The organism is Fibrobacter sp. (assembly GCF_045601785.1).
Taxonomy (GTDB): Bacteria; Fibrobacterota; Fibrobacteria; order Fibrobacterales; family Fibrobacteraceae; genus Fibrobacter.
Window position 1 is genome coordinate 1 of sequence record NZ_JAZSAF010000011.1, and the last position, 18585, is coordinate 18585.

The window sequence follows — 18585 nt, forward strand, 5'->3', positions numbered from 1 at the left end:
TGCAAAATCCTTTGGTTATTTGTTATGCAGGTGGTCAGACCGCGTGGCAAATTTAATCAAAGGATTTCTGCTTTCCACAAGGATGTAAAGCCGTAGGCTCTTTGGAACCACCCGCCTAGCGGGTGGTTTTCTGTATACAAACAAGAAACCCTGCCGACGGCAGGGTTTCTTTCATTTTCATTCTGAAATTCATTATCGCGTCACAATCACGCGGTTTGCAAACAGCACCTTCTTGCCGTTATCGACTCGAACAAAATAGCTGCCCTTGGCGCGCACCAATTCGCGCAGTGGCACCGAAGCAGAGCTGCTGTAATAGCGGCTAGAAATCTTCTTGCCACGCATGTCAAACACGCTCACGCGAGCAACGGTTGCATTCAGGCGAAGCTCCAGATTGCCGTTTGCATAAGTTACTGAAGCGGAAGCCATGACCTTTGCGGACGGAGCAACCTTTGTCGTACCATCGGAATTGGACGTTCCCATGTTCCAGTCGCTCGGAACACGGGCAGCAATGCCGCGGCCAGCCGTACTCATGTACACAACGCCATAAGTATTCATGTCGCCCATCACGAATTCACCGTTTGCAAGGCCGCCATATTCATGACCATCGTCATTGACGCGAGTCCAGGTTTTACCCTTGTCGTCAGAGCCGAACACACCCGTCACTTTACCGATAGTTGCAAACACATAAATCGCCGGGTAGCCGCCCTTTTCCTTGGGTGCACCATAACCCACCGCTTCGCAGTAACCGACACCTTCAACCGCAGCCCAAGTGGCACCGCCATCGGTTGAATGCAACAGCTTTCCACTAGCGGGCGTACCATTCGACGGATCCTGAATAGCGACAGGCAGCCACAAGTCACCCTCGTAGCCCGGAATGGCACGGAACTTCTTGAACGCACTTTCGCCCGGCGTATTCACGGCCTTGAAAGTTGCGCCCGCATCGGAGCTCTTATAGAACTTGCCGTCCGCCTTGGTATAGGCGTAGAACACGTCGTCGTTTTCAGGATCGCCCACCACATACGCGGTGTTATCGATTCCCGTCACCTTTTCCCAAGTCGTGCCGTTGTAATTGCGATAGACATCGGTCGTTCCTTCCATCGGAACCCAGATGGTGTAAGTACCTTTTGCCGAAAGAGCTACCGTGCCCTTAGCGGCCTTTTCGTCAGGCCCTGTATAGGTTTCCACCGTCCAAGTCTTGCCCGAGTCAAGGGAATACTGCACCGGAGCGATGGGAATTGCATTGTACTGGCCTTCATAGGCGCGCTTGTCAGCCACCTTGGCCAATTTGCCACTCTTGGGAGCGTAAGCGAGGCCCTGCGTCGTGCCCAACGAAACATATTCGCCGCCAACATTCGTCTTGTGCCTGAATGCCGGATATTTTGCGATGTCATCGTGACGGAATCCGTCGTAGTCACCAATGATCGAAATCATCGGGCCACCCGGAATGCTCACCACTTCAAAGGGCACCGTTTCTTCGACACCATGTGCCGAGAAATGCCACACCTGGTTCATGGTGAGCTGCGGTTCTTCCCAGGAATTTTCAGCTTCCTTATAAACGTAATCGCTCAAGTTGTCGCAGCGGAAAATACCGTTACCCGAAGTCACAAAGACGCGGTTGTTGTCAAACGGATCCATGGCAACGCTGCCGGACCAGTGGATAGAACCGTTATGCATCCAGCCAATTCCGTTGGCATCCATCTGCTGAGTAGTCGGGTAAACGCCACCTTCCATCCAGTAATACTTGAAGCTTGCAATCCAGGTTTTGCCGCCGTCGGTCGTGTGGTAAATGTTAGTACCCCACTGGTCGCTCCACTTGCCGCTGGTGTCACTTGTAGCCGTGTACCAGAACTGCGGGCCACGATAGCCTTCAGTGGTCACCACCATTTCGTTGGCATTTTTCGGATTGATGGCTATGCCACCATAAGGGGCAATGTAGGGGTAATAATCTTCGCAAGTCTTGCCGGTGCCGCCTGCGGCTTCGCAGTCGACCATACCTTTCACGTCCACTTTGTCGTACTTGGCATCGCCACCTTCGTCCAGATAGTTTTCCGGAGAAACGTCGGACCAAGTCGCCGATGCCACATCAAGCTGCAGCACCGCACCGCGACCAAAACCATCGTAAATCATGCCCCAGCCTTCGTCCCACATCATGGAATGCGGGCCTGCGCCGTCGGCAAAGGTCACCGTCATCGTTTTTCCGTCGCCCGAAATCACCGCACGCTGCGGCATCAGGCGCACAATGCTCCCGCCGGCCGTGCTGCGCAGCGAATCCGGAATCGGGAGCGCCTTCCAGCTTGCACCGCCGTCGGTCGAGGTGAACACATTTTCGAACGTGCCCTTGGCCGTCGTCCCCTCACGCAAGAATCCGGCGTAAAGCACTTTGGAGCTGCCCGGTGCATACTGCACAAAGCTGAATCCAGAACCATTCCAAGTCGTATCGCTCCCGGCAGCCTTGGTCCAGGCATCCACATGGCTCCAATTCGAACCATTGTCCGTCGATTTCCAGAGACCTTTGTTCTTGGAGCCATAGAACATGACCTTCGAATCATTCGGGTCGACCGCCAAGGCTTCGCCGTTTCCGCGGCCCATGCCGTTACCGTGTGCACCGAAGCGTGCCACCTTGGTACCCTTGGTTCCGTCTTCGTCCCAAGTGTAAATTACTTCCCAAGATTCACCCTTGTCGCTACTGCGGAGGAACGCCGTACGGCCGTTGTTCCAGTAACTGGTTCCTGCCACCATATACACAACGCCCGATTCCTGCGGGTCAACGGCAATGGCCTCGATTCCCAAAAGGCCTCGCTCGGAAACATCGACCCAGTCCATCATCGATTCCCAGCGGGCCGTCGATTCGTTCCAACGGTAAGCGCCGCCCACGTCGGTACGGGCATAGAACAGGCCCTTGTCTACCGGAGAGGCTATCACGGCGGAGACGAATCCGCCCCCGCCCATGCTCACGTTGCTCCAGCTGAAATCTGCCGCCTTTTCGGCAGAGTATGCGACAGTCGCCTGCATGCCGATGATAGCGGCCAGGCTAAGTCCAAAAGCACCAAACAATCCTTTTTTCATAAATTTATCCCTAAACCCCAATGGGCAACAGGCCCTTGCTTCCGATTCAAAAATATATTTCAGGGGTAAAAAACGACGAAAAAAAGCTTTCTGCGCGTTTTTTCTGTTTTGAACTTTTCAACACCAGATAGCCATTTCGGGACCATAATTCCCAAAAGATGCAAAAATCCCGCTCTGGGAGCGGGATTTTCATTTGTTAAGCTTTATAGAAGAAGCGAGCAAGAGCTCGGCCACTTATTTATTAGCGGCGCTTGCCCTTCTTGCCTTTCTTCTTACCCTTAGCCGGGGCCTTTTCTTCTTCCTTCGGCTCTTCCTTCTTCGGTTCAGCCTTCTTCTTGGTGTCGCCACCGCGGAGATCCTTCATCTTGAAGGACACGTTGACTTCGGCAGTCGTCACCTGAGAAGAGAGTCCACCAGGATCCTTCACCTTGAAGCTGAACTCATCAAGGCCGCTGAAGCCCTTGTTCGGCATGTAGGTGAAAGAACCATCGCGTTCATTCAAGTTGATCTTACCGTTACGCGGCTTCTGAACAAGCTGCACAGACACCGGCTTTTCACCGTCAGCATCCGTCACGCCAGACATCAGGCCTTCGGTAGCGCCAACCTTAAGTTCTTCGCCTTCCTGAGTCATGTAAGTCTGAGCGCTTGCCACCGGCGGGTCATTCACGGCAATCACCGTAAACAGAGCCGTCTTAGAAGCCTTGGCACCTTCGGGGTCAGTTACCGTGAAAGTGATGCGTTCCGGCTTGCCAGCCCAGTTCGGGTGCGGCTGGGCAACCGTTGCAGTCTTCTTGTACTTGTCGTACTTCACGGTCAGGAACTTGTTACCGGTGAAGCTCCACTTGAGCTCGTCGAAACGATGGTCCTTATCGCGGGCAAACTGGTCAAGCTTGATCACGGCGACGACACCGTTATTGTCGTCTTCCTTGATCGTGTAGTCCTGAATGTCGCGCATAATCGGGGCCGCATTCACATGCTTCACGACGAACTTGACCATGGCCTTGTCAGAAGCGCCAGCCGGGTCCTTAGCGGTAAAGATCAGGGTTTCTTCGCCGAACCAGTCAGCCTTCTTCGGCTTCACCAGAGCTTCGCGACCTGCAGAAATCTGCACGGCAAGGTTCTTGGCGCCAGCCACAGACCACTTGATTTCGTGGACCTTGTGGTCGGGGTCAGAGACATACTGGTCGAGCTTGATGGGCTTGAACGTAGATCCCTGCAGGGTTTCCTGGCCAGGAATTTCCTTCACGATCGGCGGGTCGTTCACGGGCTTCACCGTAAACTTCACAGGAATAGAAGCCTTTTCACCAGCCGGGTCAAACACGTTCACCGTCACAGTTTCGGTACCGTTCCAGTACGGGGTCGGAGTTTCGGCCTGGAGCAAGCCCTTTTCGTTGATCATGAAGTGGATTTCGTGCTTCACCGCCGGACCACTCTTGTTCTTCTTGCCCTTCACGTTCGGAACATCGTTGTCGAGCGTCCAGGTGAGCTCTTCAAGCTTATTATCCGGGTCAGAAACCATCTTGCTGAAGTCAACCGGAGCAAAGGCCTTCTTTTCTTCAATGACAAACGGCTGCACCGGCTTGAGAGTCGGAGGATCATTCACCGGCGTCACCTCGAAGGTCGCCTTGGCAGATGCAGAAGCACCTGCGATATCCTTCACCGTGAAGGTAATTGTTTCCTTGCCGAACCAGTTCGGGTTCGGGGTCAGCACCTGGGCACGAGTACCCTTGATATCAACCTTGAGTTCCTTGTTACCCGAGACAGACCAATGGAGTTCATTGGGCTTGTTATCCGGGTCGGTCGCGACCTTGGAGAGGTCCACAATTTCGAACTTTTCCTTTTCCTTGATCTTCTGGCCGGCAATATGCTTGATGACCGGAGGATCGTTCACAGGAACCACTTCGTAGGTGATCTGCTGCGTTGCGCGGGCTCCTTCGGGGTCGTGCACGTCAATCTTGATCTTTTCGGAACCGCTCCAGAACTTGTCCGGAGTAGACACAACCAGTTCCTTCTTAGCATTGATAGATGCCTTGAGGGCGCGCGGCTGAGCCACTTCAATCTTCAGAGAGCCGAACGGATGATCCGGATCAGAAATGAACTGAGACAGGTCAAGCGGCTTGAAGTGTTCCTTTTCCTGAATGCTCTGGATAGCAATCGGCTTGATTTCCGGAGCGTCGTTCACCGATTCAACCTTGAAGTTCACCACCTTGGAGTCGGAAGCGCCTTCGGGGTCCTTCACGGTGAAGGTCACGTTGCGTTCGCCGTTCCAGTACTTGTCGGCAATCTTCACACGGGCAATGTTCTTGCTGTCGATTTCCACCTGGAATTCGTCAACCGGAGCCGGGGCGGCTTCTTCCTTCTCTTCCTTTTCTTCCTTGCCCTTCTTGCCCTTACCCTTCTTTGCAGGCTTCTTAGCCTTCTTGGCGGGCTTGGCAGGAGCGGCTGCACCGACCTTGTCAACCTTCACGGTCCACACAAGTTCAGAGAGCTTGTGGTCGGGGTCGTGCACAAACTTGTTCAGGTCGATTTCCTTGAAGCTACCCTTTTCCTTGATCTTCTGGTCAGGAATGTTCTTGAGCACCGGAGCATCGTTCACAGAGGTGATTTCGAAGGTCACCGTCTGGGAGTTTTCAGCACCATCCGGATCCTTCACGATGAGCACCATCGTTTCAGGAGCGCACCAGAAGTTTTTGTCCGGGGCAGTCACGGTAAGCACGCGGCTCGGAGAAATTTCAGCCTTGAGCTGCTTGTTGCCCGTCACCTTCCAAGAAAGTTCGCTCGGCTTGTTGTCCGGGTCCTTCACATATTCGTCAAGCTTGATCTGCTTGAAGAGTTCCTTTTCCTTGATCTTCTGGTCAGGAACCTTCTTGGCAATGACCGGAGCGTCGTTCACGCGAGTCACTTCGAAGAGCATCTTGTGGTGAGCGGAAGCGCCTTCCGGGTCGGTCACCGTGAAGGTCACCGTTTCCTTGCCGTTCCACTGCGGGTCCGGAACAGCCACCTGGACGGTGTTGTCCTTGCGCATATTCACCTTCAGGAACTTGTTGCCAGACACACTCCACTTGAGCTGGGCAGCCTTGTGGTCGGGGTCAGTGGCAAGGTTCGAAAGGTCGATGGTCCTGAACACACCGTTTTCGCGGATGGTTTCACCCTTCGGAGCGTTCGAAGAAATAACCGGCGGGTCATTGATGGAGCGCACTTCGTAATGAGCGGTCTTGGAAGCCTTCGCACCTTCAGGGTCAGTCACCGTGAAGGTAATGTCAGCAGCACCATTCCAATACTTGTTCGGGATGGCGATGGTTGCCACGCGGTTCTTGTCCACATTCACCTTGAGCATCTCGCCTGCAGGAGCCTTTTCTTCGGCAGCGCCCTTGCCCTTCTTGCCCTTGGCAGGAGCGGCAGACTTTTCCCTCACATCGAAGGTCCACTTGAGTTCACTATTCTTGTGATCAGGATCCTTCACCAGGTCGTCAAGCTTAATCTGCTGGAACTGTTTCTTTTCATCGATGGACTGATCCTTGAGTTCACGCACGAACTGCGGAGCATCGTTCACCGATTCAACAGTGAAGGTTACGGAACGACTGTCGCTTGCACCTTCGGGGTCAGTCACCGTAAACTTGATCGTTTCAGCACCGTGCCAGTTCGGGTTAGGCGGAATCACAGACACATTGTGGCTTGCATCCATGGCGACCTTGAGTTCCTTGGCGCCTTCGATCTTCCACTTGAGCTTGTTCTTCGGGTGATCGAGGTCTTCGACAAAGTTGTCGAGAGCAATAGACTTGAAGCTACCCTTTTCCTTAATAGTCTGGCTAGCAATGTCCTTCATGACCGGAGGATCGTTGATGGACTGCACAGAGAATGCGGCCGTGGCCTTGGCAGAAGCGCCTTCCGGGTCGGTCACCGTGAAGGTGATCTTCTCGTTGCCGTTCCAGAGCGGGCTCGGAGCCTTGATGGACACTTCGCCATCCTTGCCGATATTCACCTTCAGGTCCTTGTTGCCGCTCACTTCGATCTTCAGCTTTTCGTAGGCATGGTCCGGATCCTTGATAAGCTGCTTCAGGTTGAAGGACTTGAATTCACCCTTTTCCTTGACAGCCTGGTCGTTGATCTTGCCAATCGTCGGAGCGTCGTTCACGGACTGCACCGTGAAGGTCGCCGTGCAAGAAGCCTTGCCGCCATCCGGGTCTTCCACCTTGAAGGTGATTTCTTCGGAACCATTCCAGTACTTGTCCGGAATCACGACCTTGGCCATGCGCTGGCCGTCGACAGTCACCTTGAGCTGCGGAGCAGCACCCTTCGCACCCTTGGCGGGCTTCACATCGAAGCTCCAAGAGAGCTGATCGAGCTTGTGGTCGGCATCCTTCACGATGTCGTTCAGGTTGATGATTGCAAATTCACGCTTTTCGGGAATGCTCTGATCCTTGATCGGCTTCACAAATTCCGGCAGGTCATTCACCGATTCAACCGTGAACTTCACCGTGCGCTTGTCGGAAGCGCCTTCCGGGTCGGTCACCGTGAAGGTGATGTCTTCAGAGCCGTTCCAGTACTTGTTCGGAGTCGTGATGGTAGCGTTGTGCTTGCCATCGATGACAACCTTCAGGTCCTTGTTGCCAGAGACCGTCCACTTGAGCTTGGAAAGGTCGTGGTCTTCGTCGCTTGCATACTTGTCAAGTTCGATAGGCTTGAATTCGCCCTTTTCCTTGATGGTCTGGCTTGCGATATCCTTCATGACCGGAGGATCGTTGATGGACTTCACCGTAAACACAGCATCGGACTTTGCGGAAGCGCCTTCCGGGTCAGTCACCGTGAAGGTTACCTTTTCAGAACCATTCCAATTCTTGGCAGGCATCTTGATGGATGCGACACCATCCTTGGAAATATCGATCTTCAGCTGCTTGTTGCCAGAGACCGTCCACTTGAGATCCTTAAAGGCGTGGTCCGGGTCAGAAGCAAGTTCTGCAAGATTGATCGAAGCAAATTCCATCTTTTCGTCGATCATCTGGTCAGGCACCTTCTTGAGCACCGGCACATCGTTCACCGACTGCACCGTGAAGAGAGCCTTGGAAACAGCCTTTGCGCCTTCGGGGTCGGTCACCTTGAAGGTGATTTCGTCGGCACCGTTCCAGAACTTATTCGGAATCTTGATGTTGGCCACATGCTGGGCATCGATTTCAACGGTGAGACCGGCTTCCTTGCCCTTGACCGTAGGCTTCACATCAACAGAGAACTGGAGATCGGAAAGCTTGTTGTCGAGATCGCGAACCATTTCGCCAAGCTTGATCGGCGCAAACTGGGCTTTTTCCTTGATAGTCTGTGGAGCAACCTGCTTCGTAAATTCAGGAATATCGTTCACAGATTCGACCGTATAAGCGACAGAGCGTTCGTCGGTGGCGCCTTCGGGGTCAGTCACCTTGATGGTGAGCGTCTCAGAACCATTCCACTGCGGGCTCGGCGGAGTCACCTTCATCACGCGGCCACCGTCGATAGCCACCTTGAGTTCGCGGTTGCCCGTCACGGTCCACTTGAGCTTGCCCTTTTCGTGGTCTAGATCTTCTACATACTTGTCAAGTTCAACGGGCTTGAATTCACCCTTTTCCTTGATGGTCTGTTCAGCAATGTCCTTCATGGTCGGGGGGTCATTGATAGACTTGATAGAAAGCTTCATCTGGGTAGAAGCCTTGCCACCTTCGGGGTCTGTAGCCGTAAAGGTCAAGGTTTCAGAACCGTTCCAGAGTTCAGACGGTGTCTTGAAAGATACTTCGCGGGTCTTGGTATTCAGGTTGACCTTGATGTCCTTGTTACCCGTGATGTCAATCTTCAACTGGGAGAGATCGTGATCGGCATCAGAGAGGTAGTCGTCGAGCATCACGGACGCAAATTCGTTCTTTTCTTCGATGGCCTGGTCCGGAATCTTCTTGAACACAGGAAGGTCGTTGATGGACTTCACCGTGAAGGTCACCGGCTGCTTCACCGAAGCGCCTTCGGGGTCGGACACCGTGAAAGTCACCACAGCAGAGCCGTTCCAGCTCGGATCAGGAATTTCGATAGAAGCAACATGGGCTTCGTCGATGTTTACAGACAAAGTACCGGACTGCGGTTCCTTGCCCTGGTGCTTCACGTCAGCTTCCCAAGAGAGTTCAGAGTTCTTATGGTCCGCATCCTTCACAAATTCGTCGAGCTTGATCTTTGCGAAAGTCTTCTTTTCGTCGATGGTCTGGTTCGGAATCTGCTTCACGAGCTGCGGCACATCGTTCACGGAGTTCACCGTGAAGCTGTTTTCGGATTCGGCGCAAGCACCGGCCGGGTCGCAGACCTTGAACTTGATGGATTCAGAACCGTTCCACATCTTGGACGGGATCTTGATGGTGGCATTCTTGCCGGCAATGTTTACAGCAAGGTCCTTGTTGCCGGAAACGGTCCACTTAAGTTGTTCGAAAGGATGGTCGGGATCCTTGACCAGCTTGTCCAGTTCAATGGGCTTGAACTCCTGCTTTTCATCGATGGTCTGGTCCTGGACTTCCTGAACGAACTCAGGAGCGTCGTTGATGGACTTCACCGTGAACTTGGCAGTCGTCTTGGCGGACGCTCCGGCCGGGTCGGTCACCGTGAAGGTCACGGTTTCAGAGCCATTCCAGAATTCGTTCGGAATCTTGATGTTTGCAGAACCGTACTTGTCGATGTCGAACTTCAGGTCCTTGTTGCCCGAAATGCTCCACTTGAGCTTCATGACATCGTCATCCACGTCTGCTACATAATCGGTCAGGCTAATGGATTCGAATTCATTCTTTTCTTCGATAGTCTGGTCAGGAATCTTCTGCAGCACCGGAGCATCGTTGATGGGCTTCACCACGAAGTTTGCTGCCGTAGAAGCACTTGCGTATTCACCATCGGTCGCCGTGAACTTAATCTTTGCAGCGCCATACCAGTTCTGGTCCGGAATAATCACCGTCGCCACACGGTTCGGGTCGATTTCCACGTTCAAGTCGCCTTCGGCTTGATCCTTGCCCACCGGAGAGATGTCAAATTCCCACAGAATCTGATTTTTCGGATGGTCTGGATCGTTCACATAGTCATCAAGCTTGATTTTTGCGAAAGTCTTGCCTTCATCAACAGTCTGGTCAGGAATCTGCTTCACTTCGGGCGGATTGTTCACGGACTCCACATTGAAGTTGACCGTTTCAGAACCCACGGCACCCTTGGAGTCAGTCGCCATGAAGGTGATGTCTTCGGAACCATTCCAATACGGGTCAGGAATTTCAATCGTTGCTACACGGTCCGGAGAAATGGAAACCTTAAGTTGCTTGTTTCCAGAAACGGACCATTTCAGCTTTTCAGGTTTGTCCATATCGTCGGAAACATACTTATCCAACTTAATCGGAGCAAATTTCTTGCCTTCGTCGATAGACTCACCGGGGATACCCATCACCGAAGGAGCATTATTTTCAACAGCCGGAGCCGCATCGCCAGCTTCCTGGGCAACGCCCATAGAAGCAAATATGCCGGCAGACGCCAGGAGGGCTGCTACAGACCAATTTTTTCGTTTCATTTATGATCTCCCATAAATATCATCTTCCAATTACACCTTTTGCTTTCACAAAAAACGTACCGCACCCGCTAGTTCGGGCACGATTTTACGAGGTCAAATATAATGTTTTTAGGGGTCAAAATCCGCTAATTTGCAAAAAAAAGGCAAAAAAAGAGATTCACAAAAAAAGGTTCCCCAACACCAAAAGCCTTAACTCATTGATTATCAACAACTTACGACAAGCATTCAAAAAAAAAAAGAAATATCGGCTTTCTTGAGGTTGTTTGAGCCATTTCGAGAGCCTTTTCAGATTTTACAAAAAATTTACAAAAAAGCGAAACAAAAAGTTCCGAAAATCTTCTTTTGAACAGCTTACAAAAATGACAGCACATCGACAAAAAGTTATTTTTAGGCAAAAACCACAAAAAACAAGCAAGGTAAAGTATGAAATTCGTATTTCTCTGCGACGCCAACTATCTCAAGGGCGACATGGCAAACTTCGTGAACAACTTCCCCAGAAACCATGAACTGGTGACCATGAGCTCCGACGAACTGCTCCAGACAAAGGCAATCTTTGAAGGCACCTTCGCTGTGCTCGCCGAGCGCACCACCTGGCAGAAGAATTTCAGCCTGTTCCGTTACTTCGGCCTGCTCCCGCTTCTGGAAGTGCTTCCGCTCGGCATCGTAAGCCGCTCCCGCCGCAGCGAACCGCTCAAGGGCCGTACCCAGAACAGGAACCAGGAAATCTACTTCAACCCCGCCGCCACTGCAGAAGAACTCTACATGCAGATTGACAAGTTCGTTGCCGCCCCTCCCGCAGGTTTCACCTACCCTCGCGGATCCCAGAAGGCATAATCAAAAACTATGCAGCGGAAGGTCCTAAACGACCTATACAAGCAAGGCGGGGTGACCTGCTTTGCTTTCCCTGGGGAAGCAGAGATTCCGCTCGCTCCCCTGCAAAATCTTGCGCTGGCACTCAACGCCGGCGCTCGTTTTTTGGTGATAGACTTTTCGGGCAAGAATCCATTCAAGGGGAACGCCCCCATTGAAGCCAAGGACTTGTTCGAAAAGACTCTTTCCCTTTCAGACCTTGAAAAAATCAAGACTGATTCTGAAAGCTGGACTGTCACGGGAAGCAGAAGCTATCCCCAAAACGACAACCAGTTCCGCAATCTCTACCATAACCTGCAGCAAATCAAGGGTGTCATTCCACAAATCGTCGTGGTTCTACCCCTTGACTTAAATGACAACGAAGCCTATTACGCGGCGCTGCTTTCTCGACTTGTCATCATTGACGGCGACAGCGTCGAATCGGCATCTAGGTTCCTTGAAGACCTGCCGCATTTCAACAAGGCATACCTGCTTTGGCTTTTACCACAAAAGCCAAGTCGCAAAAAATTCTACCATGCCAATAGAGCAGTGTGCAGAAGCGACTCCTTCTTCAAGGAAATCAAGAAAACCGACTGGAGAAAAGACCCCGATTCTTTTGCAAAGGTTATCGAGAACCTGCATAAAATAGCGATTGTCCAAAAGAACCCTCTAGATGGAAGTTCCAAAGTTTTCAGGACCCTTTTTCCAATCCTCTTCTTGCTCGCCATAGCGCTCCCCTTCTTCTTCTCCACGCAAACGGAACCGGTCATATCGAACATCCGCAACCGCATCCATGAACGTGACAAGCTTTCGGTCGCACCATCGTTCGAATACACCTTCGACGGCAAGGAACCCCTGCAACGCATCGCAAGGTACGCCATCGGACGATTCAGCGCCATCATCACCAACGACCAAATGATTCGTAAGTACGTGAACGTGACGCTCGAAGAGAACGGCTTCAAGAAAAACTCGTGGGAAAAGAACAACCTTAATTTTCCACCCGAAGGAACGACCATCAAGTTCTCCCGCCCCGACTACATCGGAAGCACCGCTACCGACTCCATCGGAGCCGCATGGAAGTACTGGACATCAATTGTTTCCGACAGTGTCGCCTACATCACGGAATTCTACCACGCCCAGGCCACAGCCAAGTACAGGCAACACAACGGCATCGATGTCGCAAGCCGCCAAGGCGCCCGAATCCTTGCCCCCTTTGCAGCAAAGGCCTGGACAACCCGCGACGAACGCGGTGGCATCGTGATAGGGCTTGTCCGCAAAAAAGACGTCATTCTATTTATGCACTGCGACCAATTACTTTATCTGGACGGACAAGAAGTCATGGCAGGAGACCCCATCGCAACGGTTGGCCTTACCGGACACACCACGGGTCCACACGCCCACGTTGTTACTGGTCTCATCGATAAAAACGGTCCCAAGCACATCGGCAATGTTCGGTACAAAGTAATAGATCCGATAAAATGGTTCTACATCTTCAAACCGACTGCAGATGCTGTTAGAAGCAGATAGACAGTCGGACTCGTTGTAAAAACTGCAACATCTTTCTGAAAGTGACACACATCACAAAGCACTTTAAAAAGTGTTCTCAAAGCGTTTTTTTGAGTCCGTTGTAAGCTATTTGTTACATCCTGACCCTCGCCAAAGTGAGCTCATTTAAATAATTTTGTTTCTGGAATTAGGGATTTGGCATCAACAAAGAAAAAAGGATAAAAAGCAGATGAAGTTTAGAGTTTTGGCTCTTACAACCATTACCGCCGCCCTTCTTACCGGATGTTCCGGTGTCGTCACTCCCAAAGCAGAATTAGCAAGCCACGATTCAGACCATAACATCCCCGCTATCGACGAAATGATTATTTCGTACAAGCAGGATTATATCAACAAATGCTACATGCCTATTGCAAAAAGGCACCCGCCTGAAAACGCTTGCCAGGCAGAACTTTTCCAGATGCTCGAACGCCGCTACCACCTGGACTACAACCAGAATCACGTGGCTATGGCATCTAACACGTTGCTCTTCAAGGACATAGACGCAAAAATCATCGAAATGTCCCGCAACGACCCTGAAGTTCGCAACGCCATTCGCGCAGGCGCATTCACCAGCACCAGCGAAATGCTCGCCTACTACCACGAAAAGTACCAGTTCGATACACAAGTCGAACAGTTCTAAAAAATTTTTTTCCATTGAAAAAGTCCCTGCGAAAAGCAGGGACTTTCTTTTTTGATGGGAGAATACAATTAGTTGGAAGTGTACTTGTTGAATACCTGCAAAAGTTCGGGATACCACTTTCCGGCATTCTTATCGTAGGCTTCAAATCCGCCGACACCCACAAATCCCCAGTACTGCCAGGACATGCCATACTTTTCGGCAGCTCCGATGACGGCATCGGTCCACTTCGCGCGCAAATCGTCCGAGACGCCGCTGCCACCGCAAGAAGAACCATGCTGACCCGACACGCCAAACTCGCCCATATTCATCGGCACATGGCCGCCATTGACATCAGGATAATAGAACGACGCGGAATCGACATAGCTCTTGAAATCACGCGGAATAGCACTCAGGACATTGTCGGAAAGGTTATTGTTGCAGTCATAGCCGTGTCCCTGGTGCGTAAATGCGTAGGATTCATAGTAGTGACCACTCACAATGATGTTTCCGTCGGCAGGCAGATCCAAGTTCCTAATCTGAGCAAACTTCGAATAGGCGTTTCCTTCGAACATAATCGTCTTGCCGGGAGCATTCTTGCGGATAACCTCGTATGCAGAGCTCATCAGATCATTCACCTGCTCGTTTTTCATGTCGTGCGGTTCGTTGAAGATTTCAAGAACGAGAAGGCTATCTGGGTAGGAATTCATTTCTTTAGCGACCTGCTCCCACATGCCAAGGAAACGCTTCTTTTCTGATTCATAGGAATTCTTGTCCGAAGCGTATTTGGCTGCGGCATCGTTCAGCGTGGTGTAATGGTGGAAGTTGACAATAACTGCCAAGCCCTGAGCAAGAGCAAGGTCGATATCGGCCTTGACACCGGAAAGGCGGCCCGAATTAAGCGTATAGGGAGAGCTGTTAGACGCATCTTGGTTCCAGCGCACAGGCAAGCGCACCGAGTTAAAGCCAGCGTCCTTGACAATCTTGAAATAGTTGTCCTGGATGCAGTTGCTCCAGCCACAATCAGCCGTCGCCCCGTTACCCGTGGACTCCCAGGCATTGCCCAAATTGATACCCCTACCAAGACGCTTGTTCATCTTGGCACCCTTGGAATAATCTATCGGAACATTCTTTGTCCTCTGCCAGGAATTTGAGATACAGATGTAGTAGTTCGATTCATACTGTTCCAGAGCGCCTTCTTTAGCGGAATTGCAGGCGCCCTTGGATTCAGCCACCTTCATGTTTTCGATGTCGGCAGCCCCCGCAGCCAACCACGTATTCTTTTTACAGACGTAGTACTTTCCTTCTGCGTTTGCATTCATTGCGCCCACATTGCTTTCAGAACAGGGTCCGAACAACTCTGTTGCGGCCAAATGTTCCAAAAGAATATCAGAAGCCTTCATCCAGGCGCTGTCTCGGCAAATGAACTGGAACGAAGCGTTTACGCTATAGGAATTACTATTGGGTTTCAGTTGATCCTGATTATTCTCGCCACAGAATCCCAATCCATATTGAGCAGCCCAGAAATAGTTGACCCATCCGCTGAAATTTTCCAGCTTTACATCGCCATTCTTTTCGGAAAGAATGATCACAGGGGTTTTCGTATCCAAGGAGAAAGCCTTATCGGCGAGGCTTGCCTTCAGGGCGTCATCGTCCCAGGTTCCATCCACCGCGATATCGGCCGCGATGGCTGCAATATCTGCATCGGCATCCGAAGCGGAACGATCCGTCATGACAATCGTCGTAATGGCAAGCAGGTAGGCGCCCCCACGAGTGCGGTCATATAGCGAGATGTCTTCGAACATCGTCGAGTCCTGCTTAAAACCAAGAGCCGCAAGGACTTCCTTTTCGGCGCGGGTCTTTGCTGCAGTAAAGCTGAGTCCCAAATTGGAAACAAGATACTGGACACGGTCGTATTCTAAGCGGGTCAGCACATTCACATTGACCTTATTGCGTTCGCGAAGGTCACTAAGTGCCTTGAGTCCCGTCGCCGTCTGAGAAGCTTCATCCAAGGTAAAATTCAGGTACCCCCCCTTCACTTCGACGCTTGCCACGGCGGAACTGATCGAGCCCGAAGCCTTGTAGGCACCTAGATTTCCTGCAACCTTTGCCGTCAGGGAAGTCCCCGATTCAGTCATGGTCGAAACATCGACCGACTTCACCGTAACACTCGCACCATCGGCAAAAGGGCCGAATTCAGCGACACCAGAAATATCCACATTGAGCGACGTAACCGACGCTGTTCCATCGTCCTTGAGATCTTCTTCTGTTATCGGCTGGTCGGCAATGTTTTCTTCCGGTTCATCGGGGTCATTCAAAGCCGCTCCATTTCCAGCGTCACCCGCATTTTCGCCTTGTTCTCCCGTTTGGGATCCCGGATTCGTGTCCATTGGCGTTAAATCTGACACTTCTTCGGTCTGGGTACCAGAAGAAGAACCATCATCGGAGCAGGAGGTAAGCATCGCCAAGGCAAAGGAAGCCGCTAGCGACAAGCCAAAAAATGTACGATTCATAATCCGACCTCAATATTTTTTCATAAAAATATATTGAAAAGGCCTACGATAACACCATCTGCCAATCAGAAAGTGTTTACAGCGGTACACCAAAGACCCAAACTTTATTGAAGGTAGCCGTACATTTTTCTATATTTGCACCCGAAATTGAACTTCAACCCGGGAAACCGGGGAACAAAAAGAGACAAAATCATGGGAAAATCACTCTATCAGAAGATTTTTGAAAGCCACACGGTAGCAAAGCTCCCGAGCGGCCAGTGCCAGCTCTTTATCGGGCTCCACCTCTGCCACGAAGTCACGAGCCCGCAGGCTTTTGCGCAGCTCCGCGAAGAAGGCCAGAAGGTGCTGTTCCCGGAACGCACTTTCGCCACGGTGGACCACATTATTCCGACCACCTTCCCGGAACGCAACCGCCCGCTCCAGGACGGCATTTCCGAAGAGATGTTCTCCCACATTGAAAACAACACCAAGAACAACGGCATCAAGTTCTTTGGCCCCGCTACCGAAGAACAGGGCGTGATCCACATCGTGGGCCCCGAAGAAGGCGTGACCCAGCCGGGCATGACCGTCGCTTGCGGTGACTCCCACACGGCAACGCACGGTGCCTTCGGTGCTATCGCATTCGGTATCGGCACAAGCCAGGTGGCAGACGTTTTGGCCACCCAGACGCTCGCCATGAGCCCGCTCAAGACTCGCCGCATCAAGTTCACCGGCAAGCTGAAGCCGGGTGTGACCGCCAAGGACGTGGCTCTTGCTTACATCGCAAAGCTCGGCGTGAACGGCGGCGTTGGCTACGCTTACGAATTTGCAGGCCCGGTCATCGAAGAAATGGGCATGGAAGGCCGTATGACGGTCTGCAACATGGCTATCGAAGGCGGCGCCCGCGTCGGTTACTGCAACCCCGACGAAAAGACTTTTGAATACCTCAAGGGCCGTCCGTACGCCCCGAAGGCCGACAAGTGGGACGAAGCCGTCGCTTACTGGAAGTCCGTGGCTACCGACGCCGACGCCCAGTTTGACGACGAAGTCGAAATCAACTGCGACAACCTCGAACCGATGGTCACCTGGGGTATCACTCCGGCCCAGGCCATCCCGCTGAACGGCAACATGCCGAAGATTAGCGAATTCGAAGGCAGCGAAAAGAAAGTCATCTCCGAAGCTTATGAATACATGGGCTGGGAAGAAGGTTCCAAGATGATTGGCCGCCCCATCGACATCGCCTTCGTGGGTAGCTGCACCAACGGCCGCTTGAGCGACTTGCAGGCCGCCGCCGAAATCATCAAGGGCCACAAGGTCGCCCCGACCGTCAAGATGTGGGTCGTTCCGGGCTCCATGAAGATCAAGGTGGAAGCCGAAGCCCTCGGTCTCGACAAGATCTTTAAGGAAGCCGGTGCCGAATGGCGCGAAGCGGGCTGCTCGCTCTGCCTCGCCATGAACCCGGACAAGCTCAAGGGTCGCCAGGTGAGCGCAAGCTCCAGCAACCGTAACTTCAAGGGCCGTCAGGGCAGCCCCACGGGCCGCACCATCCTCATGAGCCCCGCCATGGTGGCCGCCGCCGCCATCGAAGGCTGTGTCACCGACGTCCGCAAGTACATCAAGTAACGCTAAGGAGATTTAAAAAATGAATTCTATCGACATTGTTAAAGGTTCCGGCGTTCCTGTACGCGGCAACGACATCGACACTGACCGTATCATCCCGGCACGCTTCCTCAAGTGCGTCACGTTCGAAGGCCTCGGCGACAACGCCTTTGCCGACGATATCGCTGGCCTCGCCGCTCAGGGCAAGGTCCACCCCTTCCGCGATCCGGCCTACAAGAACGGCTCCATCCTCGTCTCGAACCAGAACTTCGGTTGCGGTTCCAGCCGCGAACACGCTCCGCAGGCCCTGAAGCGCTGGGGCATCCGCGCCATCATCGCCGAAAGCTACTCCGAAATCTTCTTCGGTAACTGCGTGGCTATCGGCGTGCCCTGCTACAAGGTGAGCCACGAAGTGGCTGACAAGATTCTCGCCTGGATCGAAGCACACCCGAGCGAAGAACTCGTCACCAGCACCGAAAGCCGTACGCTCAAGATGGGTGACGAAACCATCGAGCTGATACTTGCCGACGGCCCCCGCGGCCAGTTCCTTGACGGCTCCTGGCACGCACGCTCCGCCCTCATGGCCAACGCCGACAAGGTGCAGGAACTTGCAAGCAAGCTGCCGTATATGCAGTTCCTTAAATAGACGAAAGACTAAAGACGAAAGACGATAGATTTTTCTCAAAGATCTTTCGTCTATCGTCTAAAGCGAAACGTTCTTTCGTCTAAAGAAAAAAGGAACCCACCCGCACAGCGGGTGGTTCTTCATATACGGGCCCTGCCCTAGGTTACTAGCGACGCGTTCGACGCGTTGCGCAGTCTGACACCTGCGTGCGGTCCTTACCGGCGAGCCCGTAAACGGGCTACATCTT

General features: G+C 52.4%; 8 protein-coding genes. 5 read left to right on the forward strand and 3 right to left on the reverse strand.

The genetic code is table 11. The features are described 5' to 3' along the window. Positions 1 to 192: 192 nt before the first annotated feature. Positions 193 to 3066, reverse strand: a complete 2874-nt coding sequence (locus tag ACKI61_RS02030) for a T9SS type A sorting domain-containing protein (RefSeq protein WP_407456143.1) — start codon at positions 3064 to 3066, stop codon at positions 193 to 195. 241 nt (positions 3067 to 3307) lie between these two features. Then, positions 3308 to 10612, reverse strand: a complete 7305-nt coding sequence (locus tag ACKI61_RS02035; protein WP_407456144.1) for a tandem-95 repeat protein — start codon at positions 10610 to 10612, stop codon at positions 3308 to 3310. 423 nt (positions 10613 to 11035) lie between these two features. Between ACKI61_RS02035 and ACKI61_RS02040 the strand changes: the two genes are divergently transcribed. The 3 genes from ACKI61_RS02040 to ACKI61_RS02050 all read left to right on the forward strand — a co-directional run bounded on the left by ACKI61_RS02040 (position 11036) and on the right by ACKI61_RS02050 (position 13646). Further along, positions 11036 to 11446 carry a hypothetical protein gene (locus ACKI61_RS02040; RefSeq protein WP_407456145.1) on the forward strand — a complete coding sequence of 137 codons (411 nt, stop codon included), beginning with the start codon at positions 11036 to 11038 and terminating at the stop codon, positions 11444 to 11446. 9 nt (positions 11447 to 11455) lie between these two features. Next, complete coding sequence (locus tag ACKI61_RS02045; RefSeq protein ID WP_407456146.1) at positions 11456 to 12988, forward strand: M23 family metallopeptidase; 1533 nt, start codon at positions 11456 to 11458, stop codon at positions 12986 to 12988. Between the two features lie 208 nt (positions 12989 to 13196). Continuing rightward, positions 13197 to 13646, forward strand: coding sequence for a hypothetical protein (locus ACKI61_RS02050; RefSeq protein ID WP_407456147.1), 450 nt, complete (start codon positions 13197 to 13199; stop codon positions 13644 to 13646). A gap of 68 nt (positions 13647 to 13714) precedes the next feature. Here ACKI61_RS02050 and ACKI61_RS02055 read toward each other — a convergent pair whose 3' ends face one another. Then, positions 13715 to 16135 (reverse strand): glycoside hydrolase family 5 protein, encoded by a 2421-nt coding sequence (locus ACKI61_RS02055; protein WP_407456148.1) that lies wholly within the window; start codon positions 16133 to 16135, stop codon positions 13715 to 13717. 192 nt (positions 16136 to 16327) lie between these two features. Between ACKI61_RS02055 and leuC the strand changes: the two genes are divergently transcribed. Further along, positions 16328 to 17737, forward strand: a complete 1410-nt coding sequence (leuC, locus tag ACKI61_RS02060; RefSeq protein WP_407456149.1) for a 3-isopropylmalate dehydratase large subunit — start codon at positions 16328 to 16330, stop codon at positions 17735 to 17737. Between the two features lie 19 nt (positions 17738 to 17756). Continuing rightward, positions 17757 to 18359, forward strand: coding sequence for a 3-isopropylmalate dehydratase small subunit 2 (locus tag ACKI61_RS02065; protein ID WP_290733889.1), 603 nt, complete (start codon positions 17757 to 17759; stop codon positions 18357 to 18359). Positions 18360 to 18585 lie beyond the last annotated feature (226 nt).

What these genes read in the sequence shown, in the direction of transcription:
- ACKI61_RS02030 (WP_407456143.1), bottom strand. Translation starts at nt 3,066, where the DNA reads ATGAAAAAAGGATTGTTTGGTGCTTTTGGACTTAGCCTGGCCGCTATC.
- ACKI61_RS02035 (WP_407456144.1), bottom strand. Translation starts at nt 10,612, where the DNA reads ATGAAACGAAAAAATTGGTCTGTAGCAGCCCTCCTGGCGTCTGCCGGC.
- ACKI61_RS02040 (WP_407456145.1), top strand. Translation starts at nt 11,036, where the DNA reads ATGAAATTCGTATTTCTCTGCGACGCCAACTATCTCAAGGGCGACATG.
- ACKI61_RS02045 (WP_407456146.1), top strand. Translation starts at nt 11,456, where the DNA reads ATGCAGCGGAAGGTCCTAAACGACCTATACAAGCAAGGCGGGGTGACC.
- ACKI61_RS02050 (WP_407456147.1), top strand. Translation starts at nt 13,197, where the DNA reads ATGAAGTTTAGAGTTTTGGCTCTTACAACCATTACCGCCGCCCTTCTT.
- ACKI61_RS02055 (WP_407456148.1), bottom strand. Translation starts at nt 16,135, where the DNA reads ATGAATCGTACATTTTTTGGCTTGTCGCTAGCGGCTTCCTTTGCCTTG.
- leuC (WP_407456149.1), top strand. Translation starts at nt 16,328, where the DNA reads ATGGGAAAATCACTCTATCAGAAGATTTTTGAAAGCCACACGGTAGCA.
- ACKI61_RS02065 (WP_290733889.1), top strand. Translation starts at nt 17,757, where the DNA reads ATGAATTCTATCGACATTGTTAAAGGTTCCGGCGTTCCTGTACGCGGC.